This window comes from Aliivibrio sp. S2TY2, assembly GCF_028765525.1.
Classification (GTDB): Bacteria; Pseudomonadota; Gammaproteobacteria; order Enterobacterales; family Vibrionaceae; genus Aliivibrio; species Aliivibrio finisterrensis_A.
Genome location: NZ_JARACS010000013.1, coordinates 19,469 through 41,987, shown reverse-complemented (window position 1 = coordinate 41,987; position 22,519 = coordinate 19,469). Strand labels below are relative to the sequence as shown.

Sequence of the window (22,519 nt, the reverse complement as noted above, 5' to 3'; positions counted from 1 at the left end):
GCTTTTCTTGTTTTTGGGGCTGCATTAAGTCATCACATAGGATTGACTGAGACAATGTACCTTTTTCGCGCCCCAAACTCGACCTACTATACCCGCATCTGCTTGCCTAAATCTTTAAGAGATAATGGCTTTCCGTTTGACCTGAAAATTTCTCTACTTACTAAGCGACGTGATGAAGCTGTGGAGCGTAATTTTATCCTTGTTCCCCCACTAAAAAAGCTCATAGACGAAGCTTTCCAGGAAAATGATGCTGCGTCTTTTCGCTTAAAGGTGGATGAACTCGTCAACCATGTACGAGAGGGATTCCCATTGCGTGACATGGTTCGACAAGTGCGAACTGCAAGTTCGCTATCTTCACTGACAGCAGTGAACACTGTTGAACCACCAACTATAAAACCAAAGATCGTCATCACTCCTGAAAATGCGTTAGAAGAATTTATCGTTTCTAAGCAACATGCCAAGGTGCGTCCACTTACAATCGAGCAATTAAATCAACGTACTGCTCATTTCCTGAATCCTTTGGCAATTGATTGTGTATCTAAAATAACAAGTGCCGATGCTGTACGTTTTCGTGATCGTTTGTATAAAGAAGGACGAAGCTACAAAACCAATAAAGATTACCTAGCATCCTGCCGTCAGTTCTTCAAATGGTGTAAGCAAATGAATTACATCTCGGAAAACCCATTTCAAGGCATTACAGTTCAAGAGCAAGTGAAGAAGAAAAGTCAGGATGAAGAGCGTGAGCGTTGGTCGAATAAGGATTTGATGAAACTCTTTAGCTCAGCTGCATATAAGGCGAAACCTGATGAATTTAAATGGATTACGAAGATTATGCTTTACCATGGTCTACGACCTGCGGAAGCCTGCCAGCTACGAGTAGCAGACATTCGCTATAAAGATGGCATCCAATGCTTTGTGGTATCGGAAGATGGCGATAATCAGCGTGTTAAAACCACAAGCAGTATCCGTTATGTACCGATTCATAGCGCTCTTATTAATCAAGGTTTTCTAGACTACATGACTAATCGTAAATCAACACGATGCATTCAGCTGTTTAGCTATAAACCTGATGGTAAGTGGGAAGACTGGTCAAAACGCTATTGTCAGCAGTTCGGGCGTTTACAGACAGAAATAGGAATGCCAGCCAAAGCTCGCCCAACCGCTTATGGTTTTAGACATACATTCATTGATGAGTTGAAACAGAAAGGGATTGAAGAATCATTGGTAGCGCAAATTGTTGGTCATACACATCAAAGCATGACATTTGGACGCTACGGGAAGAAATATCCAATTGAGATGTTGGCATCGACGATAGAAAATGTGCGGTTTCATAAGCTGTAAGATAAGAATACTGCTAGCAAAAAGACTTTGTTTGACTACATTTTCATAATAGAACTATATTGCTGATTATCGATTTATTGTTTACCAATGAGGTCAAACTGATGATAGTCCCAATTAAGGTCACTGATGAAGGCGAGCATTACTTTGAAATTTCAGAACAATATTTAGAGGAACTAGGTTGGAGTGCTGGCGACATCGTTGTTTGGACTCAAAACGACGATGGTAGTTTTTCACTTGCTAATTCTGAAGATACCCAGCCGTGACCTCATGTTCATCTAAACTTAGATATACGCCAATGGTTATGCCTGACTAAGATGAGGAAATTACCACGCACTACAAGTAACCTTATCGACTTTAAAAACTAATACACGGTTTTCTTGACTCTGTCGCTAAGCGAAAATCTGCGCGCTGTATTCAGCTTTTTAGCTACAAGCCTGAAGGTAAATAAGGAGATTGGTCAAAACGCCCCTTTTGTTATGCATCTAGCACCGTACAATCAGAAGTTGGTATTTCATAACTCGGAAGTGTCCCAAAGTGAGTTTCAACCAAACTTCACTTTCGAAACTAGATCATTTTTTGACCTGTTTTTTTATAATATCATTGTAAACCAGTGTCACACCGAGCAAAGGCTAATCGATGAGAGCTTTCCTACTTCTCTCTGATGCTAGAGTATAAAAAGGGGGGGCGGTGTATACAGTAAAAGCCATGTCTATTCGCGCGTGAGTGGCAACCCTATACTGACAATACTTGTTTTGGATAGGTAATGTATACTGTATAATAGTGTGTACGCTTTTTTTGCCCCTGATTTCTTAATAGGGTGATGGTTTCACGCAGTGAGGCCCCCCCCCCTACTGAAAGCATGGGTAGAGCGAAACTCAAAGTATTCTGGGGCAGATAATTTCTCAAAATTATTTAAGTTTTTCGGCTAAAAGTGAAGATTGGGATGGATTAGGGTATTGATCCACAATCAGTAGTTTTGGATATTAAATTAAATGAGTGTTTATCGCTCCATTATCAAACAAAAACAATATAGGAGCAACCGCAATGCTTAAGAAGTCCCTAGCATTTGCAATTTCATCAATTCTCGTTGGCTGCGGTGGTGGCTCATCATCTGAGCATAAACCGACTAACCCACCTGTTAATCCAGAAATACCAAGTGAAGAAACTCTAAGCGTAATCACGGCTGCGTTCGATGCAGATCCAGTATTGATATCAACGGTGTGTAACGATGTATCTAAATTTAAATGTATAGCGAATGCTAGTACAAAGACGATCCTACCAGAAGTAGAGTTATCTAGTTACGATGGTTTATTTTATATGGCTACCATTGGTAATGAATTCGTTAATGATGGCGCGATTGCGACATCTCGCTTGGGTATTATGAAACCTGAGTTCATTGGTTCGGTTGATTTGAGTGTAAGAGTTATTACCCCAAGCAATGTATTTAATCATATCATTGATAATGCCCGTTACACTATCAGCCCAGAGCACATTGTCGCTTACATGCCGTTTAGTGTGTACGAGTTTGAACAAGAGATAACACTTCATGAAATATTAAAAGAAGAAACTATTTTACTTGAAGTGCAAACTGTTATTAACGGTAAAGATGGTTCGACCCAATTTGATGTTCAGACTATCAACTTAAATAGTGACTCTTATCGAGCTGCGATGGAAATCGTACAACAAAGAGCGCATGACCTATATCAAGGCGATGGTGAAATTACTCCACCTGTTAATACTGCACCTGTATTTGACTCTGTTTCTCCTATTGTCCTTACTGCTGGTGATCGTACTCATATGATGATTACAGCTAAAGATAAAGAAGATGATCACCTGACGTACTCAAGCGACGAATTACCATTGTTTATGTATCTAATGCCTAATGGACAACTTAACTTTTACCCTAATGATAGTGATGTTGGTTTGCATGTTATCACTGTTACCGCATCAGATGGTTCGTTATCTAACTCGATGGATATTACGGTCAACGTGAATGAAGTGCCCGTTGTAAACAATCCACCTTACATACAATACCCTGATAAAGTAGATGTAGTAATAAATGAAAATACATCACAATTACTGTATATCACTGTTGGTGATTTGGATGGTGATGAAATAACTCTATCGGTTGATAGTGACCTGCCTTGGATCAGTTTTAATGTTGATTCAGGGATTGTGTTACTTAACCCAACTTATACCGATGCTGGAGAGTATGAGTTTAATATCGTGGTTTCCGACGGTAAACTAACTGACGCTATCCCTGCTAAGGTTATAGTTAATGATGTAGTATCACCTATTGAATTCGCTGAACTGGTAAATGAACCACTTCAAAAGGTAGAGGCACTATTTAACCATGACCACATTGAACCTACTATTGTTGATGGTTCGCCAGTAATCAAGTTTATTCAAGGTTCTGGAATGCGTTTCTTTGAGTTCAACATTGATAAGCAGTCTCTACGTGTTGGCGGGTTATCAAATGGTTCATTAAGCGGTGACTATGAGCTAGGTGAGGTGGTAACAAGCCTTACTGTTAGTGATGTACAAGTTAATGAGTTTGAGTCTGGTTATGTTCGACCATACGTTAACCATCCATCTTTGATTGAAACAGTAGCTACCACTACTTACACACAAGAGATCATTGATAATATGCTAGTTAACTTCAATGATCGTGCCATATCAGGTTATGCGTGTAAATCCGCATTATCGGATGAATGGAAAACTTGCTATACAGGTACGCATTTGGAGTATGTAAGTAATGAATACTTACAATATGTAGGGACAATCATCAGTAAGTTTATGTAATACATTTCAGATGTATTAGTGTAATTACTAAGGGAAACAGGCTGTATAAGCACCAAGCGTTTTTGTCGTAAGGAGACTAGCAATCTTCGCACTATTCCTCAACAAACCGCCGTCAGGCCGTTTGTTGAGGAATGTTTTTCAGCGAAACGAGTTGGAAACTGTTAACTCAACAGTTCTTTAAGCTAGCTATTCCGCATATCAGAGTGGCTAGGCTCTTCGGTGATTTGCCTCATGCCATCACTACTTCCAACGATATGAATTTCGCTTTCTGCTCTTGTAATTGCCGTAAGTCGGTGAATATGCTTATTCACGTTACTTGTTGAACTTGGCACCCAATACACCCCTGATGGGTCAAGTCCATCTTCACCAATCATTCCAGTGTACAACCGCTTAGAAAAGGTCTGGAAGATCAACTTCAGATCGTCAAATAACCCTCTATTTGCTTCCATATAATCCAGCAACAAGGACACAACTTGAAGAAATCCATTCATGACGGAATTACTCACACCGTCGGCTTCTAGCTTGAGTAAGTAGTCTGTGACCGTACTTTACTCTCCCTGTTCAGTTAGCAAGATAGGCCGTTGGCTTTTGATGTCCGTATTGTCCTCTACAATTGCAACTCTAACTTTTACTGATGGCAAATTATGCTTTACTTATATATGGTATATATTATTCACTATAAACCTACAATTTAAGTTGTGCAATAAAAAGGCAGATTTCTCTGCCTTAATACATAATATACACCCTTTAAGTTACTATATAAGCATAACCCCCTTTCCTAGCAATTATGGCTATTTAGATATTAGATTAACGTCGAAATTTACCCATTCGAGACTTATTTAGAGGACTCATTGCTGCAATTTCATCTAAAGCAGTATCAACTTTCTCCTTCAGTGAGGCGTTACTCCCTGACAATAAAATGAATACCTTGATATTTTCATACAGTTCTTTTCCCTTAAAGCTCAAAAACATCGCTTTAATCTCGTCTTTGCTCATTCGATCTAGTATCTCGGGTTCTCCTACATTGTATGAGTTAGTTCCTTTTCTTTTTTCCAAGATACTTTCAATGGTAATGACTGGCGCATGAATTCTATGCGCTTCTCTTAAACTTCGAGCAAACTCTTTATCACGAACGCCAAATGGGTTAGCCTCAAAGCTATCAAGATCAAAAACCTCGTAGTCTTTCTTTCTTGTATCAATAAACAATGCAATTAACTCATCAGCCTTAGTTACGCCATTTCCCCCAATTTCACGTAGCACAGACAAACCTGAACTAAACTGAGAAGGCGAAGCACTCCCTACAACATCTTTGAGACCAGCCTCCATAGCTCTGATAACATCAACTTCATCCGCTTCAAATGAACCATGAAAAACATCCCAAGCTTCATCTAGCTTTTTACTCTTGTTTTGTATGTTAATCGCACTCTGCTTAGAAGAGCACAAAGTTGATAACTTTTCTCGATCAAAGAAACCTTGTTTAATGCCTGAAGCTAGTGCCAAATCTAACTCATCAAGCCACCCTGAGCCGTATTGTGTTAAAAAGGTGTCCCAATTGTTCTCATCGGCTTCTTTTTTTAGTTCTTCATCATAATCATGAGCAAAAGCACTTTTGTTATAGGTCAAGTATTTAAAGCTAGGGATATATTTATGTTCTGACCCAGAACCGTAATAGCTAAAACTTAATAGTACAACTGAACGAATAATCTGTTGTTGTATGCTTAGGTAAAAACCTGCATTAACAAGTTGTCCTAAAGAGTCTTGGATATGTCCTTCTATCTTAGTGATGATTCGTTTGTTTTTAATATTCAGTGAGACACAGCAATGACGAACGTAATCCTTGATGTCATCGTCTTTACTGTACATAGTGTCAAAGCTTTCTTCTGCTGTTGGCTCAAAATGAAGTTGCTTATCAACTACTTTCTCTTTGTATTTTTGATAATCATTAAAAGTTTCATCTCCCACCTCTTCGTTTAGCAACAAAACAACCTTGCAGCTTTTCTGCTCTTTGTAGTACGAAACAAGCCCCATGAAGTCTTTGATAGTTATACCTTTACTATGCCGCTCTAGGTCATCAAAACAAATAATCGTCTTATCCATAGCCAATTGTGAAACAGCGCCAAGCATATCTCCAACACTAACGCCTTTAATTTTGATACCTTGCAGTGACTCAGTCCAAGATTTAGAACGAGACTTAATATTTAATGGCTGACCGATGTTATGAGTATCAATAGTATTCAGAAACGTAGCCTTTTTGATATCATCAAGAGATTTGGCACCAAACAAAGATACATAGGAGTAGTGCTTCAAAGCACAATATCCTTTAAACTCTTTCACATACTGCTCCCAACTGAAAGTCTTACCAACCCCCCAACCACCTTTAATGGCAAGAACTTCTGGCTTATCTGTGGCTAAGAATTTCTGTATTTGCTCTTTTACTAAATCAGCGGGCATCACTGTCCTCACAAAAAGAATGGTTACTAAGGAGGATACTATAATGTTTTTAATCAGATACTTGAATAAAATAAAGTGTTTTCACAAGTATCCATCAGCAAAGACTCCGTTAAAATTAATCTTACAGACTTTAAACCACTGGAGTCGCCACCCAGTTAATAGTCGTTAGTAAACTAGATTTAAACAAGTTCAGCCTATTCGAAATGCTAGACATACCGTCCCTTTATATCCCACTCATGTAATCTTTTGATTGCTTCGCTCTGTTTCATTCCAAGTCATCGTTAATACGTCATATAGTTAGCATAACCACCCACTTAACTAATTCCGCACACTATCTGTAAAGTTTTGGCTTTGCATCATTTTTCTGATTTAACGGCAGTTTTCACTGCACGCAAGCGTGACCAAGATCACAAAACGTAAAACTCTTAAAAATTCTTTTTTCCGTTCAGATTACCCACCAATGAGTCAAAAACTCTAAATTGAACTCGATTGATAAATTAGGGGAAATTTCATCTCTTTTTGTTCTTGTTATACATAACCCATGATCACGAGTCATTATTTATATTTTAATTTCATCAACTTAGGGATTTGACGTAACGTTTTCTTCATCGTAATTTCCATTCAAGACGCAGCATTTGGGCTGCTAAATGAGTAAATTATGAAAATAAAAACAATCAACGACTATCTAGATTCTTACCTCGCAGAAAGGCGTTTTAGCGTATCTCCATCAACGCTAAGATCAGAAGCAAGCAAAACAAACAATATAAGAAAATCTCTCGGTAAACGAATGATCGATTCAGTGCTACATAGCGACCTTCGTCAACTCATTATGAAATGGCACAAACGTTTTTCAAATAAAACTATCAATGGTCATTTAACGATTCTTCGCGCCATTTTTGTTCGAGCGATGCTTGATGGAGTCATTGTTCGTAATCCAATGACTGGCATCGAAAACCTAAAGAATTCACACAATGAACCAAATCCATTCACTAAGGCAGAAATAGCACTCATGTATGAGTGCAGTAACGTATGTGAACAGGGTAAGAATGCCACCTTATTCAACTTACTTACGGGTTTACGAATTGGCGAGTTGATTGCTACTTCTTGGGATGATGTAGATTGGCAACGCAGTGTTATTTATGTACGACGTGCTCGTGTATTGAACAGTTATAAAGTACCAAAAACATCAGGCTCTGTACGTGCTGTTGAGCTTAATCCACTCGCTGTCGATATTCTGAAAAAGCAGTTGTTACTTACAAGTAAACGTCGTCGAAAAACTATTGATGTTTTACAGCGAGACAATAAAACGTATCAGAAAGAATCTATCGCGTTTATTTTTATCAACAGTAAAACACGTCAGCCCTTTCTCAATGCCAAGCAATTTGGTAAAACTTTTTTTAATCCCTTTTTAGAAACTGCTGCTATCGCACACAGAGGTTCTGGTCAGCTTCGTCACACGTTCGCTTCACAGTGTTTAACAGCAGGCATTAGCAAAGAGTGGATATCAAACCAGATGGGACATACTGGCACAAACATGGTCGATATCCATTATGGCAAATGGCTGCGTGAAGATGCTCCAGATTGTGCATTGCTTGCTTCTCTGCATCTACAAGATGCATTTGGAATGCCTGTGGTCAAGCGCACTGTATCCTTCCCTGCTGCACCTGACTCATCTTCTGCATTGCTAGTAAGTCAACTTACAAAAAAGCCGCATTTAATGCAGTTAATCCAAGCGATGTTGGAGGATGCGTAATGGGTGTCTTTTCGCTTGAGAACAATTCAAGAGGCGCGCATTTGGTAAATGTGACGACAACGCAACCCGCTGCGCTTGCGTCACACTTTTGCTTCGCAAAAGATGCACGCAAGCTGCGGGCAAGAGGAGTGCCTCTTAACTCCCTACTAGCTCCTCACGGGAGCTAGCATGAAATCGATCCGCTTCTTTCATCGCCGATACAATTTCACATCAAATCAGAAAGACCGTTCTCGTTGTGAGCGATCACTGATGCATTCTCTACGCATAGTAACAGAGGCAAATGTGGCCAAGCAGTTTGAGTGGAATGAAGATTTATCAGACTCAAACTTAGTATGGCTAAATGGTGAAACTTTACAATTAAACTCACTTAGCGATGAACATAAAAAGAGGCTACTTTTTACGACTGCACCCGCTCCATTAATCCGAGATCATACAAAGTTACAAACCCGTCAGCGCCAGTACCGTAAGAAAATAAAAACGGCGATCACGGCTGAATATAAAAATGGTAACGGTACAGCAGCGAAGTTTCTAGAAGAGGTCCTCGACTCATTAGGGCATATCTCCTATAGCAAAATCGACCTATTCAAAACGATGGAAATGTCGCGGAAAAATCAGCGTATCAAAATGCTGGAGACTTATCTTGATGCGCATAACCAAATGCAAAGTCGCCCCAACCTTAATTGCACATTTATCCAAGAAGGCATCTTTAAGATCCCTCACCAATGGAAAGTGGGCAATGATCTTATACCATTGCATGAGTATGTGGACTTTACCGTTACGTTTTTAACTCATCACTTTCCTGACTATCCGATCAAAATGGTGATCGGACATGATGACGAGCGTCATGCCCAGGAGAACACTGGAGCGCATACCCATTACTTCTTATCAGCTAAGAATAAGATTACTGGTGAATCTGACCTATTGAGAAGCCAGAAGATCGTAGTTAATCAATACATAGAAAAAGTTGGGTTGAAAGATAAGGCTCTTCCTGTTGACGCAGACCTGTCTGTAGAGCAACGCAAATTCTTTGGAGAGATGTTTCAGAAAATGGTGTTTGAGTACGCTAACCAACACCTTTTTAAACAGAAAGGTTTAATCGCAGAACTTGCTCCAGAATCAGAACGTAGATCTAAACAGCGTCAAAAAATGAATCAGGAAGCCAAACTACCGAAATCAGAGAGGGAGTTCAATTTCCATAATCTAATGATTAAAAAGAAAAAAGAACAATTATTAGAACTAAATTATCAAGTAACTAATACAGAGAGTCGACTTGATGAAAAAAACACTCAGCTCAATATCATGGTTGGAGAATTGCTGATGCTAAAAGAAGAGCAAAGTGAAACTCAGCAGAAAAACTCCATTTTATTAGAGCAAGTACAGGAATTACGTGCTGAGAAACAAACGCTTCTAATAACGTTACGTACATTTAATGATGAGTTAATGAATAAACTAACGATGTTCTGTACCCATTTTTTTATGGCGTTACATACAAAAGATCTTGGTTATCAGCATAAAGCAATACGCTTTCTTGACGAGGCAATGAATACTCTCTGGGAATTACCCGCCCCTTTGAAAGTCAAGGCTCAAGAATTAATAAATAAATTATCACCTTCTAACAAAGAAGAACGCCCACGACTCGATAGTAAAGAGCGATAGCTATCTATGACGCATTAAGCCTCCTATTTGTTTGTTAGTAATGTTTGTTACTAACAAACATTACTAACAAACAAACTCCAATAACTATAAAAACAATCATGGTGAAAAAATGGCTAGACCAAAATCCTATACTCAAAATGATATTATCAACGCAGCGAATCAGTTAATTGAAAAAGGAACAGAAATTTCAGGATGGCAACTCAGGGAAATAATAGGGCATGGACGGTGTGATACGTTATATAAAGATCTAAAACAATTGATTGAACAAGGGCATATAAATCTACCAGACAAGTCTAGTATTGAAATACAACCAACAGTGCAGGAGGATCCAAAAGTATTGCCACTCCCCATCGAGGTTCAGGAGTCACTTAAACTAATTGAAGGTCAATTATCATCATTACTTTTTGCTCTCGTCACTGAACTCAATGCATCAACTGATACTCATTACGAGCACCTAACACGCGCTCGACTTCTTGAGTCAAAAACAATTGCCGAGGAAGCCATCAAAAAACTTGTTGCAGCCGAGGAGAACCTTCTCATAACGGAAGATCGCGTGAAGGTTCAAGTCGAATTAAATGAACAATTAGAACAGGATAATATCGCATTAGAAGAACAGCTATCTACAGCAGAGCTACACAGCATTAAACAACTTGAAACTATGAAATCAGTGTTGAGTGAGAATAAATATCTACTTAGTGACCTTGATAGTTGCAGGATAAATACCGATCGATTAAATGAACAGGCATCAACACTTACTAAGCAAAATACAGTATTGGAAATTCAATTGAATAATTGCCAATCTAAGATAGAAAAACAACGTGAAACAGAGTCTAGGTTAGTAGTTGATTTAGACCATGTTAGCCAACAGCTTACTATTTTATCAACCAAATATGAGGGAATAATTCAAGCAGAAGCCAAATTACAAGCCAAGCTTGAAAGCGCTGTAGTAGAAGTAGCTGAGTCGAAAAAGTTAGAAGCAGTTCTGTCAGAAAAGATAAGACAGTTAAAGAAGCATCAACGCATAATACCAAAGCAGCCTATTACTCAAGATTAACTGTAGTGGCTTAATAATTCAGGTTGGATTTTAGCTAAATATTCATTTATGGAAATTGTAAGATTACTGTATAACTTTCTTTTGAAATCAGTATTATGCTCGAAATGTATATATACAAAAACGGCGTAACTCTCTTTTGAAATCTGTATTGCGCCCGAAATGTGTATACACAAAAACGGCGTAACTCTCTTTTGAAATCTGTATTACGCCCGAAATGTGTATATAACTACATTACGCTATAAAATCGATAATTTATTTTTATCTATTTTCCCTCAATGAAAACTAGGCTGTTATACTTTCATTTTTATGGAACTTATTATGGGTATTTCGATTTCAGCTTTTACATTTCAAAGTAATAATCTCAATTCAGAATATTGCTGTTCTAGCAAACTCGACGCTGAAAAGCTAAGTGTAGAAGTCGATAGAATCTATTCCATAAACGAGAGCAACGAATCTCTTTCATTGTCATTTCGCTCTTACTCTAACTTGAAAAATTATCTAGATTTCTTAAGCAATGAGATAAATATAGAAGGCTTTGAACATCATTTTTTGGACTCTGAAGGTGTGATTACTAACAATGAATGCCAAGAGTTATTATCTGTCATTAATAAAAATCTGGATAAGATAAAAGCGATCACATGGAAAGAATACGCTTTCTCATATTACAGTGATTATGATGATAAGAAGGAATTTCTCGATAGCATTGAACATGTGACTAAGCGTTGTTATCAATCAGAGCAAGCATTAATGAATTGCCGATTTCGAATGTTGCTCGCACTTTTGAAGTTTGCTGAAAAACAACATGGATTCATTGAATATGGTTAAGCTAACGTTTGTTAGGCTAATAAACGTTAGCTTAATTTTAGTAACTTCGTATGTTTTTTCTACACCGCTATATAGTATATAGCAAACGAAGCTATGAAAAGTCCCCAGTTTCGATCCTATCGAGCATATCTAGAATTTTTTCTTTTCCACCAGCGATTTTAAGAACCTTTAAGGGACTTAAGCCACCCAGTGGTATTTTACAGCTCTTTAGCCACTCTTCACATAATGCTTCATCATTAAAAAGAACCATTAGCCGCGACTTTATTTCGTTATCTAATTCATCTTTCATTTTTTGTTCTTAAATTAGTTAAGTGCCAACAAGAAAATTATCAAACTTTGATTCTGAATATAAGAAACACAGTGTTTAAAATACAATTAGATAATTTCCGAACTGAGAGTCCAATATAAAACAAATCAGAGGTTTCACTACAGGCTAATTTAGGCCATGCGAAACAACTACTCACCATCACTATCACTATCAACCAAAGTAAAGTAGCTGTCTCAAGGTGATACGGAGCAATAGATGCTATAGCTTTGTTGCTCTAAGTGAATCCAACTCAAGCATATGACATTCGTTGAATTCCATTATGAATTTTGACAACTCATTCAATGAGTCAATCTCACTTAATGCCATGGGATTTTGTAGCTCAACTAAAAGAAAAATATTATTAATTCTACTAAATGGTACGCCTGTAAAAAGGGCCAGAGCTTTTATTAATTCACTACTCATACAATTTCCTTATAATATTTCAATAATATGTGATTTGGTGTTACAGCAAATGAAATCTAGCATTCCCTTGCCAAAAGTAAAGTACTTTTTCATTTTTTTGCTCTGGTGTGATTTAGTGTGATTATGATAATGTATGGTACTAATAGACTGTGGAGTAAAGAATATGAATGAGAAACTCTTCAAAGACTGGCTCTCTAGTGAGTTGAAAAATAACAATTGGACTCAAAAAAAGCTTAGCCAGGAATCTGGGGTAAGTAAGAACACACTCACAAGGGTCCTAAATGGCACTATAAATAAACCAAAGTTTGATACTATTTCGAAGATAGAATTAGCGCTTGGAAGTAATTACATTGCAGTAAAAGATTTAGTAGAAGATAGATGCCACCTTGAGAAATCTAAATTAAAAAGCTTGTTAACGGAACAAGGTGAAAAATGTGCTTATTGTGCTGAAGAAATTAGCATTGATACGTGCAAAACTGTATTAATACCTAACTCAATTAATGATAAAGTATTATCATGCGATGATTGTGAAGAAAAAGAATCTAAACTTCCTAAAACAACTGACCATGAAAAAATACATAGTATTCTCTCTTATTTAAAGCAATCAGATTTAGCTAGATTAATTAAAGCTAATGATTCAACTATCCATAGAGTCAAGAATAATTCTTCCGCAAATTTTTCTGGCAAAACTTCTAAACTACTTCATATCGAATATTTTAAGTCCATTTATTTTAATGATTTTTCTAACCTAAAAAAAGGTGATGAATTAACCAATTTAAGAATTACTGAAATTTTCAAATGTTCATCCCAAGGAGGAATGAGGAGATCACATGCTACTAACTCCCTAGTTATTTTTATAAATAACCGAGATAGTATGTGGAATGGTGATGTTTGCTATTTTGAAGGTATGGGATCAAGGGGGGAGCAAAGTCTTAATTTTGCTCAAAACAAAACTCTTGCAGAGTCGAATGAAAATAATGTGAACTTATGTCTATTCGAGCACATGAAAGATTCAAAAAAATATATTTATAGAGGTAAAGTAAAGCTTATAGGAAAACCATCCAATGAAAAGTTACCTGACATTTCTGGTAATTTGAGGAGTGTATTAATTTTCACTTTGAAAGTAGATGGTGAGTCAAATAGAGTAATAGATATGGATTTTTTAAAAGAAAACTCAAACGATGCAAATTTTGAAAAAATACATAATTTTGAAGTTAACAAAATAAAAGAAATAGCATTACATTCATTCAATCCTGTACAAAAAGAGAAAGTATCTAAGACAGTATATAAACGTAATGCGTTAATAAGTGCTTTTGTGATGACGCGATCTAGTGGAGTATGTGAATTGTGTGGAAATCACGCCCCATTTAAAACTAATAATGGTTTGCCATATTTAGAGGTTCATCATATAAAACCTTTAAATGACGGTGGCTTAGATTCAATAGACAATGCAGTCGCACTATGCCCAAACTGTCATAGAAAAATGCATATCGTTGATGATGAAAAAGATAAGAAAGCTCTACTATCAAAAATTATAATTAATAATGGCTACTCATAAAGTTGTTGAAATAAGAGTTTAAATCAACTTTGTAGATGATATATAAATATTACAAACGGTTAATCGACCAGATTGAATACCTGAACGATAAAATAACAACATAGAATGCTTTCACGATTTTGAAGGTAATCTGGCAAAGATATCACCGTAATACTAATAATTAATCAATTATACTGAAGTTGCATTCTGTAAATATATTACTTAGTGAGAATACATCATCGAAATTACAGAGATATTCCTAAATACATTTGGAAATAGTGGAACTATTCAGCGCAAAAGTGAAGGATATTTAATCACGATAGATAAATGGAATAACAACGATTTATACACACTGCAAAACCTACCAAAAGGTAGGCTGCGGGGACCTATAAATCACTGCGTGATCACACACAGTAAACTTGACCAACTTATTAACGATCAAATTATTGATCAGAACAAAATAAACGAGATAATCACTTCAGCTAGTAACAATTATGCTGAAATAATTGACCTCAAAGTGGGTTCTAAAGGAGCTATAACATTCAGAGTTAACGACATTAATGGCCATAATCGCTCTAAATGGTGGAACTTAAACGAGGCCATCAATTGTACATGGGGCAATACGAAAATATTAATGGGGCAAAGTACACTCTATTCATTTATGAAAAGTGCGTTTCCCTCTTTCAAGTGGAAATATAATGACCGCACGTTGCTTGGGGGTAACCTTGAAATAGATATACTTGGCGAAGAAAAAGGGAAGTATATAGCTGTAGAGTTTCAAGGTCATCAATCACACCGCAGTGATATTGAAGTAATCGATCGGGATATCAAAAAAAAAGAGATATTTGAAAACCGTAAGTTAGGACATTGGATAGTAGTAAACCCACCTAAACGTTACACTATGATTGAACTAAAAAAACAACTTGATGATGCTTTTGCACAGCAAGCTCCAACCTACAGAACAAACATTGAATCACTCGATTTAAATCAAGAACTCAAACAACTTCCAATAACTACCGCTCAATTATTGGAGTCGCGTTACGAACACATTATTGATGCTGCACACAAGAGTAATAAAAATCACCAAATTATAAATAATAAAGCTTCCTTAATCATCGGTGAGGAAATTAAGTACCAATGTGGGCATTGCGGCAGGAATGCGACACTCAATCAAAGCTACTTAAACGATTTCCCTTTAGGTTGTAGTAATAGCCAATGCAAAAGCGTTCGGATGCAAGCTTGCCATCAGCTAAATAGAAAAATAGTATATAAGAATGAACTGGGTACACTATGGAATGACCTAAGTACCAACCTACAAAATCAGCTAATTCAGAATACTAGTAAAGATGGTATTCAGTGCCTAAATTGTAAGAATTCAAACCATATTGGTGACTCCTTATATGAAACGGCTAGAGATATCAAAGCCTCAAATGGGTATTTTTGCTGGTTCTGCCTCAACACAGAGAATACTCTTACCGATTCTTCCGCTCTAGCAGGAACAATAAAACAAAGCTATAAAGCTATAGTAAAAATAATTAGACTCACAAAAATGGGTAGCGTAGACGAATGGAATAACTATATAAGCTTAGCTCCTGCAAGATACAATCAAAAGGGCCAAGAAATTGAACTATCTTTACGTTGTAAAAATACTCAGAAAGAAACGAAAAAAACCTTATCTGAATGGACTAACTGCCTTAAAAATAGCAAAATCAGAATTATGTATGACTCTTGGTGTGATTGTTGTGGTGCGGGTGACGGCAATTTTAAACCATATGTAGCGTACAAGCAGGAAATTCAAAAGTCTCACCCTAACGGCTACCTTGTCAATAGAACCCCCGATAGAAACGAGAATGTTGCCAATAAAAATCAAACCAAAACATACAATTGTGGTGAGAGCCTTACAATAGGGAGATCATTAGTTCTTCATCCTAATTTTAGAGCGCGAACAGATAGGATGAATAACCACAAAGGCCCATATTGCTTTATTTGTGATGATAATGTTCGGTTCCTAACTAATGAACATTGCGAAAAAAATGCTCCAAGTGTAAGTAAAACTCTAGAGCTTATTCGCGCATGGTGGCTAAACCGAGCAATAATTGTTGGCTTACTTTCGGGATCTACTCATTACATAAATGCTTCTGTAGAAGTTGTAAATAACATAACCAAACTTGAAAACATCATCAGCACAACCAAAGTATCTCTTGTATTTCATTGTGGCAACGAAACTCACTCTCCTATTAAATCAAATTTCGACAATATGAAAAATAAAGCCAAAAATGGCATGTGCCCACTTTGTTTAAAATCTTTACATGGTAAAAAGATAAAATATGCGCAGTTAAAAGAGTTTTACAAACAAGATATTGCCGAGATCCTCACACAAAAGTAAATGCCTCCTAATGCTTATTGGAGAATTGTTACCAAATAAGGTTAAGGTTTAGTCACCTATTCTTCCTGTGAAGACTTCCCATATTTAAGGCAACCAATAGATCACAAAATTAGCAAAACACCTGAAACAATACTATTTAAAAGTCAGTTAGGCGGTATACGTTTATTCAGGATAAATATATCTCACATTAGTTTAAATTTAGAATCATCCAATCGTCATTTTCAACTGGACAAATATTTAAAAGTGATATAGATTGAACTCATTGAAATTTATCAGCTTAATGCAGATAGAAGAGTTAGGGATAGTTTTCAAATCCCTATCCCTCCACCACATTCAAAGCCCTAGCAGAAATGCTGGGGCTTTTTTGTATCTGAAATCTAAACTATTCCACGAATGAACTGAGGCAGTGATTTCCACTACCTCAGTAATACCGACTCTACCCCTTCGATTTACCAATCATTGCAGCATCGTGGCCACTTAACGCTTGGTAAGGGCGTAAATCAAATAATGGCATGATGGAATAAATATGGTCGAAGATATCGGCTTGTACCCCTTCGTAGAATACCCAATCCGTATTATTGGTAAACGCATAAATCTGCAATGGCAAACCTTCAGGGGTTGGTTCTAACTGACGCACCATGAATAGCATATAAGAATGAATATCTTTATTGGTACGCAAGTAAGCGGCCAAATAAGCACGAAAAATCCCGACATTAGTCATTTGGCGAGTGTTACCTAAATGAGGAATATCATCCAACTCTTCATTAAATGTAGCTATTTCTTTTGATTTCTCAAATAAGTACTCACGCAAAATTCGAATACCTTTCAGTGATTCAATTTCATCATCAGTCATAAAACGAATCGAATTTACATCAATATTTACTGCTCGTTTAATACGTCTACCACCAGAATCTGACATTCCTTGCCAATTAATAAAGGCGTTTTGAACCAACGCATAAGCTGGGATCATGCTGACAGTATTATCAAAGTTTCGAACTTTTACGGTGGTTAATGAAATCTCTTCAACTGAACCGTTGGCTTTAAACGAATCCATTTCAATCCAGTCATTTAACGTAATCATTCGGTTTGCTGAAAGCTGAATTCCTGCCACGAAACCTAAAATCGTATCTTTAAATACCAACATCACAAAACCGGTAGCAACCCCTAACCCACTCAAGAAAATAACCGGTGATTCATTGGCAAGAATAGACATGGATACCACAAGGCCAACAAAAAAGGTAAATAACTTAATCAGTTGAACAAAGCTCTTAACTGGCATTCGACGGGTAATGCCTTTGAAAGTAGCAACATCATTAAGCGCATCAAGTAAGGCAAAAACTAACCTTATAAAACTGACGAGAATAGAGATACTGAGAACTTTATCTGCAATGGCTGATAGTAATGTGTAATGCCCAAGTGCCAATGGGATCAATAGATCCAATACCATTACAGGGACAAGAAGCGTTAATTTTTCCAGTACTTTATATTTAGCAAACGCATCAAATAAGGGTTCATTTGTTCGATGCAGTACATTTTTAATGGTGCGAACGATAATATGATGAGTAACTAGGTGACCAATAATAGCAATGCCGATAACCACCGATACAAATACGATAGTAAGTTCAATCCCATAAGGATCACTGTTGATCCCTAAGGCGCTTAATTTATCTGAAATATAGTCTCGAACATGATGCTCTAACACGCAGCCACCCTTAATTTCCTAGGACATTTAATATGTTAATAATCATAGACTTTTAGCTTGTTTCTACAAGCACTATTTTTAGTATAGGCTCTATAACTGTACAAAATGCCTGATGACGCTATTCCCTCTAAGAAACGGTGTTTTTCTTATACAAAGAGACCAAAATATGCACATGATCACAAAATCTGAAAACTTAGTTTGCTTTCCAGTTAAATCTTATATTTAGGACTACAATCAAAGCGTCTCTTATATTTAACTCAGAGGTTAAAATGGAAAATCAAACACTAAGTCAGGCTTTAATTTCAAAAAGTTGGAAATACTTTATTACTGTAGGTGTAATAGTTGCAGTCGCAGGATTAGGTGCGACTAGCTTACCAGTGATGGCTGGTGTGACGATTTCGACGATCATTGGCACGCTATTATTAATCACAGGCTTGGTTCAGGTTTATCATACTTTTCACATTCACTCTTGGAAAGAAAAGCTATGGTATGTATTAAGTGCCTTATTTTATATTGTTGGTGCTGTATTTATTCTCTTTAAGCCACTAGAAGGGCTTATGACTATCACTACCATCATGGTTGTGGTTATGATCTTTAACGGCCTAACACGCATGATTTTTGGATTTACCAATAAAAATCTACCTGGTAGTGGCATGGTTATTTTAAGTGGATTACTTTCTGTCGTTATTGGTGGGTACTTCTTTAGCCTATTAGATAATCCTGAGTTTTCATTATCATTACTCGGCACTTTTGTTGGTGTATCGCTACTAATAGAAGGTATCAGTTTTGTTTTTCTTGGTCTACGAATGAAAAAAGTGGCTAATAATCAATAATTTCTAAGCGGTTCATAGAAAGTAGTTTTAAAAAAATGCCACTTACCTATAGATAAGTGGCATTTTCAATCATTATCTTTTAACTAAATAATTTAATTAAAATTATAATTTATTCCATGCGTCTTGCCAGAATGCACTCACTGCTGGCTCATAGCTTGGGTTTGAACACCAACCAGAGTTAGGCCATGGCTTACATTGGTATAATTGCTCATCTTTACCCATTACGATGTCACCTTCTTTATAGCTTGTTCCTGCTTGATAAAGTGGGTGCTCACCTGATGGTGGTGGAGTTGGTTCTGGATCTGGTGTCACAGGCTTATCAACTGAACAACCGCTGTCTGAGACTTTTTTCCAAACGCCCCATTCACCTGTTGTGCCAGGTTCTTCACCTTTTGTCCACCAACCCGCTTGCCATATTGCGCCATTATGTGCAACAAGATCACCAGCAACATACGTTCCGTTCATTGTCCATGCATCTTCACAGTTTTCCACTTCGGCAACTACCGTAATATTACGGGTAGCAGTCACTGTTTGACTCGCACTATCAATAACGCGGTAAGTCAGTGTGTAGATACCTGCAGTATTAACGTCTACGCTTCCTGATACCTGGATTTTAGATGAAATATCACCATCTTCTGCATCGGTTGCTGACACACCAGACATTGGATCAAATGCTGCACCTGCATCAATCGTTAAATCATTAACGCCCACAAATACTGGTTTTTCACTGTGTACATCAATCTGACGAGTAACAACTGATTCACTGCCGGCATTATCATACGCTTTATAAGTTAAGGTATAACGACCCGCCATATTGGTATCAACAACACCATCAACGGTGATCGATGCTGTCACATCACCATCATAGTCATCTGTCGCTTTTACACCTGCTAATGGATCAAACTCGGCACCTTGAGCAAGAACCACATTATCTGCACCGATAATCTCAGGCGCAAAACCTGATTCAGTAGTAATAATGCTTACTTTTAGTGGTGCTTTTGGCGCTGCCAGTTCAATGCTATCTAATGTTTCATCATTACACACGACATTCGCTTGATATGGTTTCAGAGCAGTCTCAACGTTAACGTGGAAACGGTTCATCTTACCTGTTGTTAAACGACGGTTATGTAGATTATACGTTTTCACTCCCGCTTCTTGTGTCATCACTTCTAACTGACAAGAAGAGGGGCTGAAGTTATCTTCATACACAGAACCATACGCACCGTGCAGTGCAGGGTAAATGTAGCTTGGTAATGTGTTTTCAGGATCGTAGTAACCCACAAGTGTTGTTACCGCTACGCCTTGTTTTGATGGTGTTAGTTCGACCTTCTTATTTAGAACATCGTTTTCAATTTCAACCCATTCACCATTGGTATATTGGTAAGCAAACTTACTGCCCGTTGGCAATGAAATCGTTGTGCCATTTAGGTGTAAATAAGCGGTCCATCCTGCCCACGATTCAACAACCGCGATCTTACCTTCAAAAGCAACATCGTTAGTCAGATGAATATCTCTTGCCCAGTAACCATTACCCATATTGAAATGGATTAGATTAAACCTTGCATACAACTCTTGAAGCTTTGTATCTTCTGGTCCAAATTCATGCAATGAATCGGTATTAGAGATCGTCGTTAACAGGCGACCAAGATCATCATTCACGCTATACGTCCATGGTGCCATGCTTTGCGTTTCATGATCCCATTTGCTGTAGCCAGTTGGTGAATTTAGATCAAAGTTCGCTTTTGATTCCATCGCATCTTGGAACACACTTGATTCATAAGGTGCTAAAAGCGTGTATGCATTTTGCGAAGGATATAATGGCCAACCACCAGACATGGTGCCTTTACCAAACATGTGACCAGCAAATGGTTCTGCACACCCACCTTCAGCACACATGCTTTGATTGTTCGCTTCACGAGTGAAGTTTGGAATAAAGATGTTCTTATTGGCATCCCATCCCCATGCAGAGTTACGCTCAGTTGAACGGTTATGTACTGCACCGTTAAAACCACCTGGGTAGTGAGCGCCTACGCCAAACTCATGACCCACTTCATGACTAAATTCGTTACCTGTAGAGTTAGCAACCGATGCAACACCCACGTAAGAACCTAGCATACCGTGATTAATTAAACCGCCAGAGTACTTGCCCACAGACATATTTACCGTTACTTGAACAGCATGGTATGGATTATCAATATTCCAAGCGGTAGCACTACGTACATTAGATGAGTTAACACCATAGTTTGCACTGTTAATGCCCGCAGACACTAACTCACGAGCGACGCGGTAATGTGAATCACTGCCGTAACCATCTGCTTTACTTGGATCATAATCTTGCAGTAATCGGCCATCTGGCAGCATAATTTCAGGGAAGTGAATAGACTCATACGGGTTTACCGTCAGTTTACTTACTTGAATATTTTGGAAATATTGACGCTGTAATTCACGCTCTTTCGCAAATGAAAACGCATTGCGAGGCTCAGTTAATAGACCGATATCAACAGCATTGATAATAAAGTTAGTATTTGCACCAAGTTTAATATCCGTTAATAGGCCTTCTTGGCCTTCATTAGTAGAGAAGGTTAAGGTTAAGCCCGGCTGCATCACTTCAGCAGGAAGTGCTACAGTGTACGCTTTGTCACTATAAGCAACCTTTTGGATGTCCATGTCACCTTTACCATACCATTTGCCACCGACATTATGGTACGTCAGTGATGTTCCTCGGCTCAGCGTATCATTGCCAGTCGAGTGTTGGATATGTGAGTTGTAACCTGCATGAGAAGAGAATGTCACTAATTTATCATTAAACGCTTCACTTTCAGGCAAGGTAAAATGCTTCATCCAGTGATGGTCACTTAGCTCTACATGAATAGTATTATGCTTATTTAATAGTTCTCTAAAAGCAGGTTGACCTTCTTCATTTGCAATCAATGATATCTCATTGTAATGCGTAAGGTGACGCTCAAATTGTTCTGGTTGAGTCGTATCTACTTCAACATCCAGTTGGCTTGCAATTGCTGGTTGTTGTGTTGGTAATTGCATTACTGCTTGGTGCACAGTTTCACCTTGTGCATTTTTTGCAATAAGCGTTATCGATTCATTCAATTCAACTTCATTCGCCAATGGTTCAAAAATAACCAATGTTTTACGTAATGACACTAAATGAGGATGACGATCATCTTGAATTTTATTCGTCGTTGGCAGTGTTAAACTCTGCGCTAAACTCACGCTACCAAGAAGGTTACCTTGCGTATCTGAGCCAAGGTCTTTTTGATTGAAATAATTAATCTCGGTATTATTTTGAGCCGCAAACACAGATCCACTCGTCAAAACGGCAGAAATTAAGCAGGCAATATATGTTTTTTTCATACAGTCCAAACAGTTAAGTTAAATTTTGGCTGAATATATTTCACTTTAAATATATTAGTTATTCGTATGATTAAAAATTT

Annotated in this window: 16 protein-coding genes; 10 read left to right on the top strand and 6 right to left on the bottom strand. The window is 37.5% G+C overall.

What is annotated here, in order from left to right:
• Positions 1-270: 270 nt before the first annotated feature.
• The 3 genes from PVK63_RS16460 (at position 271) to PVK63_RS16450 (ending at position 4,143) form a co-directional block, all read left to right on the top strand.
• On the top strand, positions 271-1,341 hold the full coding sequence (locus PVK63_RS16460; protein ID WP_274440770.1) for a tyrosine-type recombinase/integrase: 1,071 nt from the start codon (positions 271-273) through the stop codon (positions 1,339-1,341).
• A gap of 101 nt (positions 1,342-1,442) precedes the next feature.
• Positions 1,443-1,604, top strand: a complete 162-nt coding sequence (locus tag PVK63_RS16455; RefSeq protein WP_274440769.1) for a hypothetical protein — start codon at positions 1,443-1,445, stop codon at positions 1,602-1,604.
• A gap of 781 nt (positions 1,605-2,385) precedes the next feature.
• Complete coding sequence (locus PVK63_RS16450; RefSeq protein WP_274440768.1) at positions 2,386-4,143, top strand: putative Ig domain-containing protein; 1,758 nt, start codon at positions 2,386-2,388, stop codon at positions 4,141-4,143.
• Positions 4,144-4,325: 182 nt separating this feature from the next.
• On the opposite strand, the gene PVK63_RS16445 is transcribed toward PVK63_RS16450, so the two are convergent.
• The gene (locus tag PVK63_RS16445) at positions 4,326-4,592 is read right to left on the bottom strand and encodes a hypothetical protein (RefSeq protein WP_274440767.1); all 267 of its coding nucleotides are present in this window, start codon (positions 4,590-4,592) and stop codon (positions 4,326-4,328) included.
• Between the two features lie 358 nt (positions 4,593-4,950).
• Positions 4,951-6,594, bottom strand: a complete 1,644-nt coding sequence (locus tag PVK63_RS16440) for a hypothetical protein (protein WP_274440766.1) — start codon at positions 6,592-6,594, stop codon at positions 4,951-4,953.
• Between the two features lie 658 nt (positions 6,595-7,252).
• Between PVK63_RS16440 and PVK63_RS16435 the strand changes: the two genes are divergently transcribed.
• From PVK63_RS16435 to PVK63_RS16420, 4 genes are all read left to right on the top strand, one after another.
• Positions 7,253-8,347 (top strand): tyrosine-type recombinase/integrase, encoded by a 1,095-nt coding sequence (locus PVK63_RS16435; RefSeq protein ID WP_274440765.1) that lies wholly within the window; start codon positions 7,253-7,255, stop codon positions 8,345-8,347.
• 168 nt (positions 8,348-8,515) lie between these two features.
• Complete coding sequence (locus tag PVK63_RS16430; protein ID WP_274440764.1) at positions 8,516-10,003, top strand: hypothetical protein; 1,488 nt, start codon at positions 8,516-8,518, stop codon at positions 10,001-10,003.
• A gap of 109 nt (positions 10,004-10,112) precedes the next feature.
• On the top strand, positions 10,113-11,057 hold the full coding sequence (locus tag PVK63_RS16425) for a hypothetical protein (RefSeq protein WP_274440763.1): 945 nt from the start codon (positions 10,113-10,115) through the stop codon (positions 11,055-11,057).
• 318 nt (positions 11,058-11,375) lie between these two features.
• On the top strand, positions 11,376-11,882 hold the full coding sequence (locus PVK63_RS16420; protein WP_274440762.1) for a hypothetical protein: 507 nt from the start codon (positions 11,376-11,378) through the stop codon (positions 11,880-11,882).
• A 91-nt stretch (positions 11,883-11,973) separates the two neighbouring features.
• Here the strand turns inward: PVK63_RS16420 and PVK63_RS16415 are convergent, their stop codons facing one another.
• Together PVK63_RS16415 and PVK63_RS16410 are read right to left on the bottom strand one after the other, a co-directional pair.
• Positions 11,974-12,171, bottom strand: a complete 198-nt coding sequence (locus tag PVK63_RS16415; RefSeq protein ID WP_274440761.1) for an MbcA/ParS/Xre antitoxin family protein — start codon at positions 12,169-12,171, stop codon at positions 11,974-11,976.
• Between the two features lie 237 nt (positions 12,172-12,408).
• The gene (locus PVK63_RS16410) at positions 12,409-12,612 is read right to left on the bottom strand and encodes a hypothetical protein (protein WP_274440760.1); all 204 of its coding nucleotides are present in this window, start codon (positions 12,610-12,612) and stop codon (positions 12,409-12,411) included.
• Between the two features lie 163 nt (positions 12,613-12,775).
• Here PVK63_RS16410 and PVK63_RS16405 point away from each other — a divergent pair, with 163 nt between their 5' ends.
• Both PVK63_RS16405 and PVK63_RS16400 read left to right on the top strand, forming a co-directional pair.
• Entirely contained in the window at positions 12,776-14,170 is a 1,395-nt protein-coding gene (locus PVK63_RS16405) for an HNH endonuclease (protein WP_274449267.1), read from the top strand.
• A gap of 379 nt (positions 14,171-14,549) precedes the next feature.
• The gene (locus PVK63_RS16400) at positions 14,550-16,535 is read left to right on the top strand and encodes a hypothetical protein (RefSeq protein WP_274440758.1); all 1,986 of its coding nucleotides are present in this window, start codon (positions 14,550-14,552) and stop codon (positions 16,533-16,535) included.
• A 436-nt stretch (positions 16,536-16,971) separates the two neighbouring features.
• On the opposite strand, the gene PVK63_RS16395 is transcribed toward PVK63_RS16400, so the two are convergent.
• Positions 16,972-18,237, bottom strand: coding sequence for a mechanosensitive ion channel family protein (locus tag PVK63_RS16395; RefSeq protein ID WP_130086427.1), 1,266 nt, complete (start codon positions 18,235-18,237; stop codon positions 16,972-16,974).
• 269 nt (positions 18,238-18,506) lie between these two features.
• On the opposite strand from PVK63_RS16395, the gene PVK63_RS16390 reads away from it, so the two are divergent.
• Complete coding sequence (locus PVK63_RS16390) at positions 18,507-19,070, top strand: HdeD family acid-resistance protein (protein ID WP_130086428.1); 564 nt, start codon at positions 18,507-18,509, stop codon at positions 19,068-19,070.
• A gap of 102 nt (positions 19,071-19,172) precedes the next feature.
• Here PVK63_RS16390 and PVK63_RS16385 read toward each other — a convergent pair whose 3' ends face one another.
• Positions 19,173-22,439 carry a M66 family metalloprotease gene (locus PVK63_RS16385; protein WP_274440757.1) on the bottom strand — a complete coding sequence of 1,089 codons (3,267 nt, stop codon included), beginning with the start codon at positions 22,437-22,439 and terminating at the stop codon, positions 19,173-19,175.
• Between the last annotated feature and the right edge of the window lie 80 nt (positions 22,440-22,519).

Excerpts from the sequence above, each read along its gene's own strand:
- PVK63_RS16455 (WP_274440769.1), top strand. The coding sequence starts at position 1,443 with ATGATAGTCCCAATTAAGGTCACTGATGAAGGCGAGCATTACTTTGAA.
- PVK63_RS16450 (WP_274440768.1), top strand. The coding sequence starts at position 2,386 with ATGCTTAAGAAGTCCCTAGCATTTGCAATTTCATCAATTCTCGTTGGC.
- PVK63_RS16445 (WP_274440767.1), bottom strand. The coding sequence starts at position 4,592 with ATGGAAGCAAATAGAGGGTTATTTGACGATCTGAAGTTGATCTTCCAG.
- PVK63_RS16440 (WP_274440766.1), bottom strand. The coding sequence starts at position 6,594 with ATGCCCGCTGATTTAGTAAAAGAGCAAATACAGAAATTCTTAGCCACA.
- PVK63_RS16435 (WP_274440765.1), top strand. The coding sequence starts at position 7,253 with ATGAAAATAAAAACAATCAACGACTATCTAGATTCTTACCTCGCAGAA.
- PVK63_RS16430 (WP_274440764.1), top strand. The coding sequence starts at position 8,516 with ATGAAATCGATCCGCTTCTTTCATCGCCGATACAATTTCACATCAAAT.
- PVK63_RS16425 (WP_274440763.1), top strand. The coding sequence starts at position 10,113 with ATGGCTAGACCAAAATCCTATACTCAAAATGATATTATCAACGCAGCG.
- PVK63_RS16420 (WP_274440762.1), top strand. The coding sequence starts at position 11,376 with ATGGGTATTTCGATTTCAGCTTTTACATTTCAAAGTAATAATCTCAAT.
- PVK63_RS16415 (WP_274440761.1), bottom strand. The coding sequence starts at position 12,171 with ATGAAAGATGAATTAGATAACGAAATAAAGTCGCGGCTAATGGTTCTT.
- PVK63_RS16410 (WP_274440760.1), bottom strand. The coding sequence starts at position 12,612 with ATGAGTAGTGAATTAATAAAAGCTCTGGCCCTTTTTACAGGCGTACCA.
- PVK63_RS16405 (WP_274449267.1), top strand. The coding sequence starts at position 12,776 with ATGAATGAGAAACTCTTCAAAGACTGGCTCTCTAGTGAGTTGAAAAAT.
- PVK63_RS16390 (WP_130086428.1), top strand. The coding sequence starts at position 18,507 with ATGGAAAATCAAACACTAAGTCAGGCTTTAATTTCAAAAAGTTGGAAA.
- PVK63_RS16385 (WP_274440757.1), bottom strand. The coding sequence starts at position 22,439 with ATGAAAAAAACATATATTGCCTGCTTAATTTCTGCCGTTTTGACGAGT.